Source organism: Streptomyces sp. NPDC002463, from assembly GCF_042889835.1.
GTDB lineage: Bacteria > Actinomycetota > Actinomycetes > Streptomycetales > Streptomycetaceae > Streptomyces > Streptomyces nymphaeiformis.
Map to the genome: position 1 here is coordinate 809581 of NZ_JBIARL010000001.1, position 16862 is coordinate 826442.

The following is a 16862-nucleotide window of genomic DNA, read 5'->3' on the forward strand; positions in this document are numbered from 1 at the left end:
ACCACGACGTAAAAGAGTCAAAGCCCGGGGAAATCCCCGTCCAATCCCCTCCAGCCTCCCCGCCGCCCACCCGTCACTCACACGGGTGACTTGGGCCAACTGGGCTGGATTTGGAGCCGGTTGCCTGGCATATGCTCACGCCGACAACCCCCATACGACGTCGGCCCCCGGCCGGGACTCGCAATCCCGATCGAGGGCCTGACCACCGAGGAAGTAGACGCTTTCCCGATGGCTTCGACACAGGCTAGCGCGCGTCCGTGCGCCTCCGGGCTCATTCACGTCAACGTCCGCCACACGACCCGCTACACGGTCGTGGGCAACCACCTCTCCCAGCACCGCGAGCTGTCGCTGCTCGCCAAAGGGCTGGCCCTCTACCTCCAGTCGCTGCCCGCCGGCGCCTCCGTCGGCATCAAGTCGATCGCGTCCCGCCATCCGGAGAGCGAGCTGCGCATCGCCACCGCCATGCGGGAGCTGGAGGCCCACGGCTACCTGGAGCGCACGAGGGAGCGCCTCCCCGACGGGCGGATCGTGCCGCGCACGATCTCGTACAACCGGCCGGGGGCTGAACCGAAGCCCGCGCGCACGACGGCACCGCCGCCTCCACCCGCGCGGAAGGCGCCCCCGCCGCCTCCCCCGCCTCCCCTGCCGCTCACGGAGCGCCACCGCGCCGCAGCCGCCCTCCTCGCGGAGCTGCGCGTCCACGACCCCCGGCTGCTGCTCTCGGAGCGCGACGTACACCGCCTGGCCCCGGAGGTCACCGCCTGGCTCGACCGGGGGTCCCACCCGGACGCCGTCCGCCGCATGCTCTGCGCGAACCTCCCCGCCTCCCTCGCCCACCCGGCCGGCTTCCTCGCCCACCGTCTGAGGACCCTGCTGCCGCCACCGCTTCCCACCCCGCCGCCACCCGCGCCGCCCGCTCCAACTCCCCGCTTCATCGAGTGCGACGACTGCCGCCGCCCCTTCCCACCACCGACCCCAGACGGCCTGTGCACCGACTGCCGCACGGCCGCGAGAGCCGTCGCCTGACCGTCCGGCGAAAGTCGCGTGACCCTGGCCATGACACCGGGGACACTGGCGCCATGACGGGTTCCGCGCCGCCTCGACTGCTTCGACCGCGTGCGCTGAGGCCCGGAGATCTCGTCGTCATCGCCTCGCTGTCCGGTCCGCTGCCGGCCGCTTACGAGCCCAACGTCCGGCAGACGGTCGTCGTGCTCGAACGCATGGGATTCCGCGTGCGCCGGGCTCCACTGCTCGAAGCGGGACGCCGCCATTGGTGGAGCGCGGCCACGCCGGCGGAGATCGCGGCCGAGCTCAACGGTCTTCTGCGCGATCCCGAGGTGCGAGCGATCGTCGCGAGCGACGGCGGCCAGGCGGCGCTCGGCTACCTCGACCTGATCGACGTGGAGGCGATCAGGGCCGACCCCAAGCCGGTCCTCGGCTACAGCGACATCTCGCTGCTGCATCTGGTGCTCCATGCGCGCACAGGGCTGGTCGGGTTCCACGCCGACATGGCCGTCCCCGGCTTCGGCGGACACTGGCAGTCCGCGCCCGTGGCGCGCCGAGCGGAACTGGAGGAGCTCTACTCCAGGTTGCTGACCGGTACCGAGGCGATCGGTGCGCTGCCCGCGAGCCCGTCGTGGGAGTGCTGGCGTCCTGGGCGTGTCGAAGGCCGGCTGATCGGCGGGGTGATCAACCGCATCGTGCTGGCGCAGGCGACGCGTTTCGCGCTGCCGCTCGATCGGTTCGACGGTGCGGTGCTGTTCTGGGAGGAGATGGGCGGCCTGGCATCGCACGTGTGGAGCTACCTTCAGGTGATGCGGCACTGCGGCATCCTCGACCGGATCTCCGGCATGGTCGTGGGCGTTCCGCGCGAGATCGGCGGACTTGAGCCCGGCGCGTCCCCGACCCTGCCCGAGATCGTCCTCGACGTCCTCGGCGACCGGGACATCCTGGTCCTGGGCAACGTCGACTTCGGGCACGCCGGCCCGAATCTGCCGATGCCGGTCGGCATCCGCGTCGGCCTCGACGCGCGGCAGCGGACGTTGTCGCTGCTCGAACCGGCGGTAAGGCCCCATGCGATGACGGGACCGGTCGGCTGAGCACGGCGGAACAGTGAGCCGACGGCCTTTCGCAGCACCTCCGGGGAGGGCGTGCGCCGCCCGCTACCCCAGCCACTCCCCCGCGCGCATCACGACCCTGCCCCGCAGTTCCGGTACTCCGCGCCAGGCACGGACCGTCTGCGGCACCACGCGCACGTACACATGGGGGGTCTCCTCGCTCCCCGGGTCCCAGCCGAACTTGCCCGCGTACGCCTCCGCCGCGTCCTTCGGCACGTCCCGCGCCGCGTAGCAGGTCGCCTCGCCCTGCAGCAGTACGACGTCGTCGGCATCCGGCAGCGCGAGGCGTACGCGCGGTTCCTCGCGGGCGTTGCGCACGGTCGCCGAGTTCGCGCCGGTGCACATCCACACCGCCTGCCCGTGCCACAGGAACCACAGGGGCACCTGATGCGGGCCGTGGTCCGGGTGGGACGTCGACACCCAGATGTCGCGCTCCGAGCCGAGCCGTCCCAGGGTGTCCCGCATGCGCTCCGCCGGCGTGCGAGGAGTGATCTTCGTTGGCTGCATGGACGCCGACCCTAACCAGCGGATTCACGGTGCGCATGGGGCGCAGGTCCTACTCCGTTGACAGGACCGTCCGCTGAGCGAACACACCTGACCGGTTTCCGCTCTTGACGCGACGTCAAACTCTCGCTGAACATTCAGCACGCACAGCAGAACAACTGCGCAGCACTGCACACCAGTTCAGCTCCAACGCCTCGTGGCTCCGCCGCCCGGGGCGTCTCGCACGTTCCGTCCCATCCCCGTTCGGAATCCGGAGCCCCCACATGAACATCTCCGTGCCCAGACGCGCCACCGCGGCCGCCGCCCTCGCGGCGCTCGCACTCGCCGGACTCACCGGCACCACCGCCTCCGCCAGCCCGGCCGCGGCCTCCGCCATCACGCCGCCCGACATCTCGCTCGCCAACGTCAAGCAGCACTTGGCGGACCTCCAGTCGATCGCCACCGCCAACGGCGGCAACCGCGCCCACGGCCGTACCGGCTACAAGGCCTCGATCGACTTCGTGAAGGCGAAGCTGGACGCCGCCGGCTACACGACCACGCTCCAGCAGTTCAGCTACAACGGCGCCACCGGCTACAACCTGATAGCCGACTGGCCCGGCGGCGACCCGAACCAGGTCATCATGTCCGGCTCGCACCTGGACTCGGTCACCGCGGGCCCCGGCATCAACGACAACGGCTCCGGGTCCGCCGCGATCCTGGAGACCGCGCTCGCCGTCTCCCGCGCCCAGCTCCAGCCGACGAAGCACCTGCGCTTCGGCTGGTGGGGCGCCGAGGAGCTGGGGCTCGTCGGCTCGAAGTACTACGTCAACAACCTGCCCTCCACCGAGCGTTCGAAGATCAGCGGCTACCTGAACTTCGACATGATCGGCTCGCCCAACCCGGGCTACTTCGTCTACGACGACGACCCGACGATCGAGCAGACCTTCAAGACCTACTTCACCGGGCTCGGCATCCCCACCGAGATCGAGACCGAGGGCGACGGGCGCTCGGACCACGCGCCCTTCAAGAACGTGGGCATCCCGGTCGGCGGGCTCTTCTCCGGCGCCGACTACACGAAGACCTCGGCGCAGGCGCAGAAGTGGGGCGGTACGGCCGGGCAGGCCTTCGACCGCTGCTACCACGCGTCCTGCGACACCACGGCGAACATCAACGACACCGCCCTGGACCGGAACGCGGACGCCATCGCGTACGCGGTCTGGAACCTGTCCTCCGGGACGACGACCCCGCCGACCGGCACGGTCTTCGAGAACACCGCGGACGTCGCCGTCCCGGACAACGGCGCCGCGGTGACGTCCTCCGTCACCGTCAGCGGCGTCGCGGGCAACGCGCCCTCGACCCTCAAGGTGGGCGTGGACATCGTCCACACCTGGATCGGGGACCTGGTCGTCGACCTGATCGCCCCCGACGGCTCGGTCTACAACCTGAGCAACCGGGCCGGCGGCAGCGCCGACAACATCAACCAGACGTACACCGTCGACGCCTCCTCGGAGGTCGCCAACGGTGTCTGGAAGCTCCGCGTCCAGGACAAGGCCTCGGCCGACACGGGTTACATCAACGGCTTCAAGCTGACGTTCCCGTAAGCACCCGCAGAACTCCCGGGCGGGTCGGTGAATTTCGCCCCCGACCCGCCCGGGGTCCCAACTCGACCCCTACTTGCCGGAGTTCGCCGCGTCCACCAGCGCGTCCTTCGTCACCGCGCCGACGTAGACCTTGCCGTCGTCGGTGAGGAGCGCGTTCACCAGCTTCGTCTTGAAGACGGTGCCGGAGCCGAACTTCCCGCTGACCTTGTCGCCGAAGGAGTCCAGGAAGCCCTGGATCTCCTTCGGCGCCTCGTCGGTCTTGGGCGCCGGCGCGCCGGTGTCGAGCTTCGCGATCGTCGTCCAGCCCTCACCGATGACGTCCGGGCCGCCGCCCTTGCCGAGGTCCTTCCCGAAGACGTCACCGAGGCCCGGGATGCCCTCCTCGAAGCCCTCCGGCAGATCGCCCGGGGCCGGGACCTTCTCGCCCTTCTCGAACTTCTCCGCCGCGCCCTCCGTCACCTTCGCGCCCTTCGGCGCCGTGAAGGTGAACTCGGAGGCGGCCGGCTTGCCGAAGTCGACCTTCGTGAAGCCCGCGTCGACGACCGGCTTGCCGCCCTCGACCGAGGAGAGGGTGAACTTCAGCGGGGTGCCGTTCGCCGCGTCCACCGCGATCTTCACCGACTCGACCGTCGAGCCGGACTGCTTCGGCTTGATCACCAGCTGGTACGCGTCCCGGCCGGCCACCTTCGCCGTCCCGTCGACCGTGATCGACGTGGTGTCGCCCGCGGCCTTGAGGACCTCGTCGGCGAGCTGCTTGGGCGTGCCGGGGAGCTTCTGCTCCTTCTCCGGGGCACCGGACGACGCGCCCTTCTCGTGGAAGGCCTCGTTCGACTTGCTGTCGTAGCCCCAGACGTCGTCGCCGTTGTGGATCAGGCTGTACTCGTCGGAGCCGTCGAGCAGGGTGAGCCGCTGGCGCTCGGGGCCGTCGGCCGCGACGCGCAGGGTGTGGCTGCCCGAGACGAGCTCGGTGAGCTTCTCGGACGGGTCCGCCGACGCGGAGCCGCCGTCCATGCCCCCGAGGCCGGACGCCAGGCCGCCGAGGGCCGGCAGCCCCAGGTCGGTGGAGATCTTGAACGTGCCGGACAGGGTCTGGGTGTCCGAGGCGGCGATCTTCTCGATGAGCTGCTGGGCCGTGATCTCCGGCAGGTCCGGGTCGCCGGACGCGGCCAGCGCCGGGACGAGCCCGATGGTCGCCGCGGCCACTCCTGCCACCGCGACCGGGACGATGAACCGGCTCGCCTTACGGGTCTCTGCCATGGTCTCCGCTACCTCCGTGCCGTGCTGCCCCTGTGGATGATGACTCCATCTCACCAAGACGCGGGCCCGGAATCGTCAGACCCGGGGATCAACCTCACGTACTGCTTCGGGATGACCCGACCCTGAGAAGACCTAGCCCGCTCGATGGACCACGGCGTCGCACATCTCCGCGAGGGCGGCCTTCGCGTACCCCTCGGGCAGCGGCGCCAGCATCGCGCGCGCCTCCTCGGCGTACCGCACGGTGTCCCGGCGGGCCTGCTCCAGGGCGGGGTGGGCGCGCAGCCGGCGCAGGGCCTCGGCGTGCCGCTCGTCGTCGCCGAGGTCGCCGTCGATCAGGGCGACGAGCTCCAGGTCCTCCGGGCGCCCGTGGGCGGCCGCGGCGGCCCTCAGGCGGAGGACGGGGAGGGTGGGGATGCCCTCGCGGAGGTCGGTGCCGGGGGTCTTGCCGGACTCGTGGGAGTCGGAGGCGATGTCGAGGACGTCGTCGGCGAGCTGGAAGGCGACGCCGAGCCGCTCGCCGTACTGGGTGAGGATGTCGACGACGCTCTCGTCGGCGCCGGACATCATGGCGCCGAAGCGGCAGGAGACGGCGACGAGGGAGCCGGTCTTGCCGCCGAGGACGTCGAGGTAGTGCTCGACGGGGTCACGGCCGTCCGTCGGGCCGGCCGTCTCCAGGATCTGGCCGGTCACGAGCCGTTCGAACGCCTCGGACTGGATGCGTACGGCCTCGGGGCCGAGGTCCGCGAGCGTGTGCGAGGCGCGGGCGAAGAGGAAGTCACCCGTGAGGACGGCGATGGAGTTGCCCCAGCGGGTATTGGCGCTGTCGACGCCGCGCCGGACGTCGGCCTCGTCCATGACGTCGTCGTGGTAGAGCGTGGCCAGGTGGGTGAGCTCGACGACCACGGCGGAGGGCACGACGCCCGGCGCGTAGGGGTCGCCGAACTGGGCGGCGAGCATCACGAGCAGGGGGCGGAACCGCTTCCCGCCGGCCAGGACGAGGTGCTGGGCCGCCTCCGTGATGAAGGGGACGTCGCTCTTGGTGGCGTCCAGGAGGCCCGCCTCCACAGCCGCCAAACCCGCCTGGACATCGGCCTCAAGAGCCTGGTCCCGCACGCTAAGACCGAACGGCCCGACGACGGTCACGAGGGGGTCTCCTGTCTGCTGACGTCTACTGACGATCACACGGCTTCGGTGCGGTCACACGGATTGTCGATGTGTCGCTCGATTCACTCAAGCCAGCGTATCCGGTCACCTTTCGATCACCGTGGGCGCCTTCCCGTCACCCCCGGTATGTTCGTGATCAGCTGATACGACCAGGATTGCGCAGTTTGACTCGAACAGTCTCCGCCCATTCGCCGTCGAGAGGGAGCCGCAGGAGCCGCGATGAAGATCCGCACCGACTTCCCGTACGAGACCCGCCACGAGGACGTCCGCATCCCGCTGCCCGACGGCACCCTGCTGTACGCGCGCGTGTGGCGCCCGCTCACCGACGAGCCGGTACCCGCCCTCCTGGAGTACCTTCCCGACCGCCTCACCGACGGGACCGCCCCCCGCGACTGGCAGCGCCACCCCTGGTACGCGGGCCACGGCTACGCCTCCGTACGGGTCGACGTCCGCGGCCACGGCAACAGCGAGGGCCTGCCGGGCGACGCGTACGACGCCGTCGAGCTCGCCGACGGGGTCGCCGTCGTGAACTGGCTCGCCGGGCAGGAGTGGTGCACCGGGAAGGTCGGCATGTTCGGCCTCGGCCGGGGCGGCGTCACCGCGCTCCAGGTCGCCGCCCTCGCCCCCGAACCCCTGAAGGCCGTCGTCGCCGTCTGCGCCACCGACGACCGCTACGACAACGACGTCCACTACATGGGCGGCTCCGTCCTCGGCACCGGCATGCACGCCCGCGCTGCCGCCGCGCTCGCCTCCGTCGCCCGGCCCCCGGACCCGCGGCACGTGGGCGAGGAGTGGCGCGAGCTGTGGCTGAAGCGCCTGGAGGCCGTCGAGCCGCCCCTGCACACCTGGCTCGCCCACCAGACCCGGGACGCGTACTGGAAGCACGGCAGCGTCCGCGAGGACTACTCCGCCGTCCGGGCCGCCGTCCTCGCCGTCGGCGGCTGGCACGACCCGTACCGCGACACCGTCCTGCGGCTCGCCCGGCACCTCCCCCAGGACCGGGTGCGGGCGGTCCTCGGCCCCTGGTGCCACCAGTACCCGGACCGCGGCCTGTCGCCGGGACCGGCGATCGGCTTCCTCCAGGAGACCCTGCGCTGGTGGGACCACCACCTCATGGACGCCGAGAACGACGTGATGGCCGAGCCGCTGCTGCGCTCCTGGATCAGCGACTCGCACCCGCCGGCGCCCGTGTACGCGGAGCTGCCCGGCCGCTGGGTCGCCGACCCCGCCTGGCCCTCCCCGCACGTCACCCCCGTCACGTACGGCCTCCAGGGTGCCCCGGTCGTCGTCGACTCGCCGCAGCAGACCGGGCTCGACGCGGGCCGCTTCCTCCCCTCGGGCGACGACGCCGACCTGCCGCCCGACCAGCGCGACGAGGACGCCCGCTCGGCCTGCTTCGACTTCCCCGTGCCCGAGGACGGCGGCCCCGTCGAGATCCTGGGCCGGCCCTCCGTGAGCCTCGCCCTGCGGACGACCGCCCCCACCGGACAGGTGATCGCCCGGCTCTGCGACATCGCCCCGGACGGCTCCTCCACCCTCGTCACCCGGGGCGCCCTGAACCTCTCCGCCCGTTACGGCCGTGACCGGGCCGTGGAGGCGCAGATCGGCGAGACGGAGAGCCTCGTCTTCGAGCTGAACGGCATCGGGCACGCCTTCGCGCCCGGCCACCGGGTGCGGCTCGCGGTCTCCTCCACGTACTGGCCGTGGATCTGGCCCCAGCCCGACGCCGCCGGCTTCACTCTCGACCCGGCGGGCTCGAACCTCACCCTGCCCGTACGCGCCCGCACCCAGGACGCCGTCCAGTGGGCGGAGCCCGAGCAGTCCGAGCCCCTCGGGGTCGTCTACCCGCACACCCTGGACCTGGAGGAGCCGCGCCCGGAGCGGGTCGTGGTCCGGGACGTGGCCAAGGGCGAGTGGCGCCTGGAGCTCGACCCGAGGCCGGGCGGCACGCGCGTGTACCCGGACGGCCTGGAGTACACCGAGGACGCCGCGGAGACGTACGTGATCGACGAGAGCGGCCCGCTGTCCGCCCGTACCCGCTCGGAGTGGACCGTCCGGCTGCACCGGCCCGAGCCGGCCTGGGACGTCACGATCGACACCCGCTCGCAGATCTCCTGCGACGCGGACGCCTTCCTCACCGAGAACGAGCTGGTGTGCAAGGAGGGCGGCGAGGTCGTCTTCCACCGCACCTGGGAGAAGAGGATCCCCCGTACGGCGGGCTGACTTCACGCCGTACGGGGGACCGATCAGGGGTTACGCCTGCGCGCCGGCCTTGCGGCGGCGGGCGACGACCAGCGCGCCGGCGCCCAGGGCGACGGCCCCGGCGGCGGCGAGACCGACCGGCAGGGTGCCGTTCGCACCGGTGGCGGCGAGCGTGCCGTTCACGGGGGTGTTCGACCTGCCGCCCTGCTGGGTGGTGTTCGTGTTGCCGCCGGTGGTGACGGTCGGCGCCGGGGACGGCGTGTCCGTCGGCTTCGGCTTGTCGCCCTTGTCGGCGGCGAGGATGTCGAACTGGAGGGTCGCGTAGTCCTCGCTCATGCCGCAGCTGCCGTCGTTGTTCTCGTACGCGCCGAAGGCGAAGGTCGAGCCCTTGCCGGCGGGGGCGTCGGCCTTGACCGTGAGGCGCAGCTTCACGTCCGTGTGGCCGCCCTTGGCGATCTTGCCGACCTCGATGGAGTCGAACTCCTTGGTGACCGGCGTCCACTCCAGGTTGTCGGCGGAGGACCACTCGACGGAGATGTACCGCTCGAAGAAGTCCGTCTCGTCGTCGATGACGTCGCCGGGCTCGGGGAGCTGCAGGGCGTTGACGTAGGCGGAGACGGCGTCCAGGTCCCGGTCGCCGTCGTTGGAGACGCGCAGCGAGAAGGAGGCGCTCTTGCCGGCGGTGACCGTCTTCGGGCCGGTGAGGGCGACCTTGACGGAGCCGTCCTCCTTGCACTCCTCTCCCATGTCCTCGTAGAAGGCGAGCTCTTCCTTGGCGTCGTCGAGGTCTTCCTCGGCAGCCTTCTTGACCTTCTGGGCGAGGCCGACCACGCGGGCGGCGGCGACCCTGGCGTCGTCGAAGGCGGTGTCGGCCTTCGCCAGCTTGTCGTCGGCGGCCGTCTTCGCGGCGGCGGCCTCGTCGGCGGCCGTCTGCGCGGCGGCGACGGCAGCGGCGGCGTCCGCCTTCTCCTGGTCGGTGGCATCGGGCCGGTCCTTCACGGCCTGCTCGTCCTGCTTCGCCTTGGCGAGCGCCTCGTCGGCGGCGGTCTTCTTGGCCGCGGCCTCGTCGGCGGCCTTCTGGGCCTCGGTGACGGCGACCCGGAGGGGGTGGTCGTCCTTGTCGAGGGCCTTCAGGTCGGCCATGGCCTTGTCGAGCTCGGCGACGGCCTCGTCGTACGCCTTCTGCGCCTCGGCGACGGCGGCCTTGAGCTCCTCGATCGAGGGCATGTCCTCGTCGGGGTCGTCCTCGTGGGACGCGGGCTTCTGCGTCGACGTGGGCGACGGCTTGGTGTCGGCGAACGCCGGGGCGGCCGAGAGGAAGACGACCGGGGTGGTCACGGCGGCGGCCACGGCCGTCGCCAGAATGCGGCGGATCTTCACGTTGTGGACCTTTTCCTGGTCAGAGAGAAAGACTCCGAAGAACGGTGGCGGACGCGCGCCTGCGGCTACCTCACGCGGCGCGGCACCCGGCATGATCGTATGGCCGGAAACGGTCCGCGTGGAGCCATGTTTCCGGAGCTCACGGGGGCTTTCTGAACCCGTTCAGGCCACAAACCGCGCAAGTGCGGGCAGTTGCCCACGGAGGCCGCGCTTTCTGTGTGATCCATGTCATCCGCGCCCGGCGGCCCGCCCCGTAACGTGTCCCCCACACACGTGGAAAGCGAGGCACGCACCGATGTCCGAGCACAGCCCGCTCGATCTGGCCGAGGGCGATCCCTTCGGCCCGCACAACCTCCCGTACGGCGTCTTCTCCACCGCCGACGAGCCCGGGCGGCGCCGGCTCGGCGTCCGCATCGGCGGGCACGTCCTGGACGCGGGTGCCGCGGCGCACGCGCTGGGCTCCCCGTACGCGACGCTGCTCGCGCAGCCGAGCCTCAACCCGCTGCTCGCGGCCGGGCGGACCGCCTGGCGCGACGTCCGCCGGGCGCTGAACGCCTGGGTGACGGTGCCCGCGCACCGGGCGGACATCGAGCCGCTCCTCCACCCGCTGGACGCGGTGACGCTGCACCTGCCGTACGAGGTCGCGGACTACGTCGACTTCTACGCGAGCGAGCACCACGCGACCAACGTGGGCCGCATCTTCCGCCCGGACGGCGACGCGCTCACCCCCAACTGGAAGCACCTGCCGATCGGTTACCACGGTCGCGCGGGCACGGTCGTGGTCTCGGGCACCGATGTCGTACGCCCCTCCGGGCAGCGCAAGGCCCCGACGGACCCGGCCCCGGTCTTCGGCCCGTCGATCAAGCTGGACATCGAGGCGGAGGTCGGCTTCCTCGTCGGCACGCCCTCGGAGCTGGGCAAGCCGGTCCCGCTGGCCGACTTCCGGGAGCACGTCTTCGGTCTGACGTTGCTCAACGACTGGTCGGCGCGGGACATCCAGGCCTGGGAGTACGTGCCGCTCGGCCCGTTCCTCGGCAAGTCGTTCCAGACCTCGGTGTCGGCGTGGGTGACGCCCCTGGAGGCCCTGGACGCGGCCCGGACCGCCCCGCCGGCCCGGGACTTCCCGCTCCTCCCCTACCTGGACGACGCGGCCGAGGAGGAGCAGGGCGGCTTCGACCTGCGGATCTCGGTGGAGATCAACGGCGAGGTCGTGGCCGAGCCGCCGTTCTCCTCCATGTACTGGACGGCGGCCCAGCAGCTCGCCCACATGACGGTGAACGGCGCCTCGCTCCGTACGGGCGACCTGTACGGCTCCGGCACGGTCTCCGGGCCCGAGGTGAACCAGCGCGGCTCGCTCCTGGAGCTCACCTGGAACGGCCGCGACGCCCTCGAACTCGCGGGCGGCAAGCGGACGTTCCTGGAGGACGGCGACGAGGTCGTCCTCACGGCCTGGGCGCCGGGCCCGGACGGCACCCGGGTGGCCCTGGGCGAGGTCCGGGGCCGGATCGTTCCGTCGGCCTAGGCGACGCGCCAGAGGGCGGGGACGTTCGGAGGCTCCCAGCCGGTCTGGGCCGTGTGCGCCTGGAGGCACACATAGCCCGGACCGCCGTACGTGACGGCGTCCCCGGCCCGGTAGGCGGTCCCGACGGCCCACGTCCCGCCCGGGACGCCCGTGGACGTCGGGGTGGGCGTCGGCGTGGGGCCGGGGTCCTGCGGCACGTTCAGGACGAAGTCGAAGGCGGCCTCCTTCGCGGTGCCGGCGTCCCGGACGGTCATGAGGAGCCGGGCGTCGAAGATCGAGTCGGTGTTGTTGCGCGGCTCGCCCGGGAAGTACAGCTGGGTGGTGAGCACGGGCCGCCCCGGCGCCTGGAGCTTCACGTGGATGTGGCGGGTCCGCCCGGGATACAGCCCCGGGACGATCGTCGTCAGCTTGAAGGCCCCGCTCGCATCGGTGAACTGATGCCCCCGGAAGCGGAAGCCGGTGTTGTCGTACGCACCGTTGACGTCCGCCTGCCAGAAGTCGAGCAGGACACCCGATATCGGCCGGCAGGCGAGCCCGAAGACGTAACCGCTGACGGTGAGCCGGGTCCCGGCGGTACCGGCCTCCAGAAGACTGCTCCTGAGCGGGGAGTCGGGCTTGAAGTACGGCCCTTCCGTCTGCTCCGGGGTGGGGGTGTCGCCGTCGTCGCACTCCGGGGTGAGCGCGGGCGCGGCGGTCCCGTCGGTGAGGGTACGGGCGAGCGCCGGGACGCCCATGAGGGCGACGGGCGCGGCCATCCCGGCCGCGAGTGCGGCGCGCAGCACGGTCTTGCGGGTGATGTGTCCGGCGGCGGTCTCGTTGTCCATGCCTGCTCCTGTGTGGGGGGCCTGGGGGGATGACAACGAACCTAGGCGGCCGGGCTTCCGTCCTCGATGGACGGACCCCGGAGGTCGTGGTGTTTTCGGAAGTCCCCGGGGCTGCGCCCCGTCTCCCGCCGGAAGAAGCGACAGAAGTACGCGGGATCGGCGAAACCGACCCGCGCCGCGACCTGCCGCACCGACAACTCGGTGCTGAAGAGCAGCCGTTGGGCCTCTCTGGTGCGCGCCTCGCGCAGGAGCGCGGCGGGGGTGCGGCCGGTGGCGGCCCGGACGGCCTCGGCGAGATGACCGGGGCTGACACCGAGCCGCACGGCACACTCCCGTACGGAAAGACCGTCGGCCCCGGCCCGCCCGGCGAACCGCAGGAACTCCCCGGCGACCCCCTGCGGGGGCGCGGGCCGGGCCGGGGCTCCGGGCAGCCGCGCGGCCCGCACGAGAAGCACGTGCAGCAGGGACCGCAGCACCCCGGCGAACCCGTCGGCCCCGCACCGGTACTCCTCGGCGAGCTCGGCCATCAACAGCGAGGTCCGCTCGTGAGCGGCGTCGTCGAGCCCCACCCAGGGCCGCTCGCCGAGCCGCCGCAACAGCCCCTCGTCACCGCCCCCTCCCACGAGGAACTCGGGCGTGAAGAGCACGAGCGACCCCTCGAGCCCGCGCACCCCCTCCCAGTGGTGCACCTGCCCGGGCAGGATCACCCCGAGCTGCGGCGGCCGCACCTCGTACCGCTCCAGATCGAGCACATGCGCACCGCTCCCGCCCACGACATGCACGATCTCGTAGAACGTATGCCGATGCGGGAAAGCGGCCCGGGACATCGGCCCCATCGCATCGAACCCGCCGGCGGCGAAGGGAACTTGCCCGGGCAGCGACAACTCCAGCCGGTGCACGGGCGGCTCCCCCTCCCGAGAAGCCGCACAGGGACCCCCCGCCAAGACCGTGGTGTCGCGCATCGCCCGCCTCCCCGACTGGTACAGACCATTCGGGCGTCCACGATGCCACGCCCCCCGGCCCCTGTCAGGAACGCGAAGGGCCCGGCTCGCCCCCGAGCCGGGCCCTCGCGCGTGCCGTCCGCGTTACCGGACGAACGTGCTCGCCTGGTTCGCCAGGTCCAGGAAGTACTGCGGGGCCAGGCCGAGGACCAGGGTGACCGCCACACCTGCCGTGATCGTGATGCTCGTCAGGGCCGAGGGCACGGCGACCGTGGGGCCGTCCGCCTTCGGCTCGCTGAAGAACATCAGGACGATGACGCGGATGTAGAAGAACGCGGCGATCGCCGAGGAGATCACACCGACCACCACGAGCGCGCCCGCGCCACCGTCCGCCGCCGCCGAGAAGACCGCGAACTTCCCGGAGAAGCCGGAGGTCAGCGGAATGCCGGCGAAGGCGAGCAGGAAGACCGCGAAGACCGCCGCGACGAGCGGCGAACGGCGGCCGAGTCCGGCCCACTTGGACAGGTGGGTGGCCTCGCCGCCCGCGTCCCGGACCAGGGTGACGACCGCGAACGCGCCGATCGTCACGAAGGAGTAGGCGCCCAGGTAGAACAGGACGGACGAGATGCCGGCCGGCGTCGCCGCGATGACGCCCGCGAGCAGGAAGCCCGCGTGCGCGATCGACGAGTACGCCAGGAGCCGCTTGATGTCGGTCTGGGTGATGGCGACGATCGCACCGCCCAGCATCGTGACGATGGCGACGCCCCACATGACCGGGCGCCAGTCCCAGGTGAGGCCCGGGAGCACCACGTACAGCAGGCGGAGCAGCGCACCGAACGCGGCGACCTTGGTCGCGGCGGCCATGAAGCCGGTGACCGGGGTCGGGGCGCCCTGGTAGACGTCCGGGGTCCACATGTGGAACGGCACGGCGCCGATCTTGAAGAGGAGCCCCATGAGGACCATCGCGAAGCCGATGAGCAGCAGCGCGTCGTTGCCCATGGTGTCGGCGAGCGCCGGGTCGACGGCGCCGATCGAGCCGTCGACGACCCGGGCGATCGTCGCGTACGAGACGGAGCCCGCGTAGCCGTACAGCAGGGCGATCCCGAAGAGCAGGAACGCCGAGGAGAAGGCGCCGAGCAGGAAGTACTTGACGGCCGCCTCCTGCGACATCAGCCGCTTGCGGCGGGCGACGGCACAGAGCAGGTACAGCGGGAGGGAGAAGACCTCCAGGGCGACGAACAGCGTCAGGAGGTCGTTGGCGGCCGGGAAGACCAGCATGCCGGAGATCGCGAAGAGCGCGAGCGGGAAGACCTCCGTCGTGGTGAACCCGGCCTTGACCGCGGCCCTCTCCTGCTCGCTGCCGGGGACGGCCGCGGCCTCGGCGGCGAAGGAGTCGACCTTGTGGCCGTGGTCGGCCGGGTCGAGCCTGCGCTCGGCGAAGGTGAACACCGCCACGAGGGAGGCGAGGAGAATGGTGCCCTGGAGGAACAGGGCGGGCCCGTCGACGGCGATGGCGCCCATGGCCGCGATGTGGGCCTTGGTGGAGCCGTAACCGCCCGCCGCCAGGCCGACGATGGCGGCGAAGGCGGCGACGAGCGCGAGGACCGACAGGAACACCTGGCTGTGGTAGCGGGCCTTGCGGGGCACGAAGGCCTCGACGAGGACGCTGACGAGCGCGGCGCCGAGCACGATGAGCACGGGCGAGAGCTGCGTGTACTCGATGTGGGGTGCCGGGATCTTGTCCAGCGGCTCGGCAGCTGTCGTCCACAAGCTGTGGACAGCCATGGAACTCACTTGGCCGCCTCCACGTTCTGAATCTGGGGCTGGGGGTCCTTCTGCTGGACGTCCGACATGGTGTGCTGCACGGCCGGGTTGACGACGTCCGTCAGCGGCTTCGGGAAGACACCGAGGAAGATCAGGACGGCGATCAGCGGGGCGACCACGGCCAGCTCGCGCGCCCGCAGGTCGGGCAGCGCCCGCACCTCCTCCTTCACCGGGCCCGTCATCGTCCGCTGGTACAGGACGAGGGTGTAGAGCGCGGCGAGGACGATGCCGGTGGTGGCGATGACGCCGGCCACCGGATACCTGGCGTACGCGCCGACCAGGACCAGGAACTCGCTGACGAACGGGGCGAGTCCGGGCAGCGACAGGGTCGCGAGGCCGCCGATCAGGAACGTGCCGGCGAGCACCGGGGCGACCTTCTGCACACCGCCGTAGTCGGCGATGAGCCGCGAGCCGCGCCGGGAGATCAGGAAGCCGGCGACGAGCATGAGCGCGGCCGTCGAGATGCCGTGGTTGACCATGTAGAGCGTGGCGCCGGACTGGCCCTGGCTGGTCATCGCGAAGATGCCCAGGATGATGAAGCCGAAGTGCGAGATCGACGCGTAGGCGACCAGGCGCTTGATGTCCCGCTGGCCGACGGCGAGCAGCGCGCCGTAGACGATGCTGATGAGGGCGAGGACGACGATCGCGGGGGTGGCCCACTTGCTGGCCTCGGGGAAGAGCCCGAGGCAGAAGCGGAGCATCGCGAAGGTGCCGACCTTGTCGACGACGGCGGTGATGAGGACGGCGACCGGGGCGGTGGACTCCCCCATCGCGTTCGGCAGCCAGGTGTGCAGCGGCCAGAGCGGCGCCTTCACCGCGAAGGCGAAGAAGAAGCCGAGGAAGAGCAGCCGCTCGGTGTTGGTCGCCATGTCGAGCGAGCCGTTGGCCCGGGCCTCGGTGATCTCCGTGAGCGAGAAGTTCCCCGCGACCACGTAGAGCCCGATGACCGCGGCCAGCATGATCAGGCCGCCGACGAGGTTGTAGAGGAGGAACTTGACCGCCGCGTAGGAGCGCTGGGCCGCCGCGTTCTCGTCGGAGCCGCTGTGCGCGCGGTCGCCGAAGCCGCCGATGAGGAAGTACATCGGGATGAGCATGGCTTCGAACAGGATGTAGAAGAGGAAGACGTCGGTGGCCTCGAAGGAGAGGATCACCATCGCCTCGACCATGAGGATCAGGGCGAAGAAGCCCTGCGTCGGCCGCCACCGCTTGGAGGAGGTCTCCAGCGGGTCGGCGTCGTGCCAGCCGGCCAGGACGATGAACGGGATCAGCAGGGCGGTCAGCCCGATGAGCGCGACCCCGATGCCGTCGACGCCGAGTTCGTACCGGACGCCGAAGTCCTTGATCCAGGCGTGCGACTCGGTGAGCTGGTACCGGGGGCCGCCGGGCTCGAACTGTGCCCAGACGACGGCGGCGAGCACGAGCGTGGCGAGCGAGACCAGCAGCGCCAGCCACTTGGCGCCGGTGCGGCGGGCGGCCGGCACGGCGGCGGTGAGCACGGCGCCCACCGCGGGCACCGCCGCCGTCACCGTAAGGAGCGGGAAGGACAT

The 16862-nt window shown here is 71.5% G+C and carries 13 protein-coding genes; 5 read left to right on the forward strand and 8 right to left on the reverse strand.

Annotation, left to right across the window (positions count from 1 at the left end; genetic code table 11):
* Positions 1-228: 228 nt before the first annotated feature.
* On the forward strand, positions 229-1026 hold the full coding sequence (locus tag ACFYX3_RS03835) for a helix-turn-helix domain-containing protein (RefSeq protein WP_389007627.1): 798 nt from the start codon (positions 229-231) through the stop codon (positions 1024-1026).
* 53 nt (positions 1027-1079) lie between these two features.
* On the forward strand, positions 1080-2099 hold the full coding sequence (locus tag ACFYX3_RS03840; protein WP_389007629.1) for an LD-carboxypeptidase: 1020 nt from the start codon (positions 1080-1082) through the stop codon (positions 2097-2099).
* A gap of 63 nt (positions 2100-2162) precedes the next feature.
* Here ACFYX3_RS03840 and ACFYX3_RS03845 read toward each other — a convergent pair whose 3' ends face one another.
* Positions 2163-2624, reverse strand: coding sequence for a pyridoxamine 5'-phosphate oxidase family protein (locus ACFYX3_RS03845; protein ID WP_389007631.1), 462 nt, complete (start codon positions 2622-2624; stop codon positions 2163-2165).
* 260 nt (positions 2625-2884) lie between these two features.
* On the opposite strand from ACFYX3_RS03845, the gene ACFYX3_RS03850 reads away from it, so the two are divergent.
* Positions 2885-4201 (forward strand): M28 family metallopeptidase, encoded by a 1317-nt coding sequence (locus ACFYX3_RS03850; protein WP_389007633.1) that lies wholly within the window; start codon positions 2885-2887, stop codon positions 4199-4201.
* 69 nt (positions 4202-4270) lie between these two features.
* On the opposite strand, the gene ACFYX3_RS03855 is transcribed toward ACFYX3_RS03850, so the two are convergent.
* Both ACFYX3_RS03855 and ACFYX3_RS03860 read right to left on the reverse strand, forming a co-directional pair.
* Positions 4271-5458, reverse strand: coding sequence for an outer membrane lipoprotein carrier protein LolA (locus ACFYX3_RS03855; RefSeq protein ID WP_389007635.1), 1188 nt, complete (start codon positions 5456-5458; stop codon positions 4271-4273).
* Between the two features lie 132 nt (positions 5459-5590).
* Complete coding sequence (locus ACFYX3_RS03860) at positions 5591-6601, reverse strand: polyprenyl synthetase family protein (protein ID WP_359515563.1); 1011 nt, start codon at positions 6599-6601, stop codon at positions 5591-5593.
* A gap of 240 nt (positions 6602-6841) precedes the next feature.
* Here ACFYX3_RS03860 and ACFYX3_RS03865 point away from each other — a divergent pair, with 240 nt between their 5' ends.
* Entirely contained in the window at positions 6842-8845 is a 2004-nt protein-coding gene (locus tag ACFYX3_RS03865; RefSeq protein WP_389007638.1) for a CocE/NonD family hydrolase, read from the forward strand.
* 30 nt (positions 8846-8875) lie between these two features.
* On the opposite strand, the gene ACFYX3_RS03870 is transcribed toward ACFYX3_RS03865, so the two are convergent.
* Positions 8876-10204 carry a peptidase gene (locus ACFYX3_RS03870; RefSeq protein ID WP_389007640.1) on the reverse strand — a complete coding sequence of 443 codons (1329 nt, stop codon included), beginning with the start codon at positions 10202-10204 and terminating at the stop codon, positions 8876-8878.
* A 295-nt stretch (positions 10205-10499) separates the two neighbouring features.
* On the opposite strand from ACFYX3_RS03870, the gene fahA reads away from it, so the two are divergent.
* Complete coding sequence (gene fahA, locus ACFYX3_RS03875) at positions 10500-11726, forward strand: fumarylacetoacetase (RefSeq protein WP_389007642.1); 1227 nt, start codon at positions 10500-10502, stop codon at positions 11724-11726.
* On the opposite strand, the gene ACFYX3_RS03880 is transcribed toward fahA, so the two are convergent.
* The 4 genes from ACFYX3_RS03880 to ACFYX3_RS03895 form a co-directional block, all read right to left on the reverse strand.
* On the reverse strand, positions 11723-12550 hold the full coding sequence (locus ACFYX3_RS03880) for a carbohydrate-binding protein (protein ID WP_389007644.1): 828 nt from the start codon (positions 12548-12550) through the stop codon (positions 11723-11725). The genes fahA and ACFYX3_RS03880 overlap by 4 nt on opposite strands.
* A 41-nt stretch (positions 12551-12591) precedes the next feature.
* A complete protein-coding gene (locus tag ACFYX3_RS03885) occupies positions 12592-13512 on the reverse strand; it encodes an AraC family transcriptional regulator (RefSeq protein ID WP_389007646.1) in 921 nt (306 codons plus the stop codon).
* A 123-nt stretch (positions 13513-13635) separates the two neighbouring features.
* A complete protein-coding gene (gene nuoN, locus ACFYX3_RS03890; protein ID WP_389007648.1) occupies positions 13636-15285 on the reverse strand; it encodes an NADH-quinone oxidoreductase subunit NuoN in 1650 nt (549 codons plus the stop codon).
* Positions 15282-16862, reverse strand: coding sequence for an NADH-quinone oxidoreductase subunit M (locus ACFYX3_RS03895; RefSeq protein ID WP_389007650.1), 1581 nt, complete (start codon positions 16860-16862; stop codon positions 15282-15284). The genes nuoN and ACFYX3_RS03895 overlap by 4 nt, the downstream gene beginning before the upstream one ends.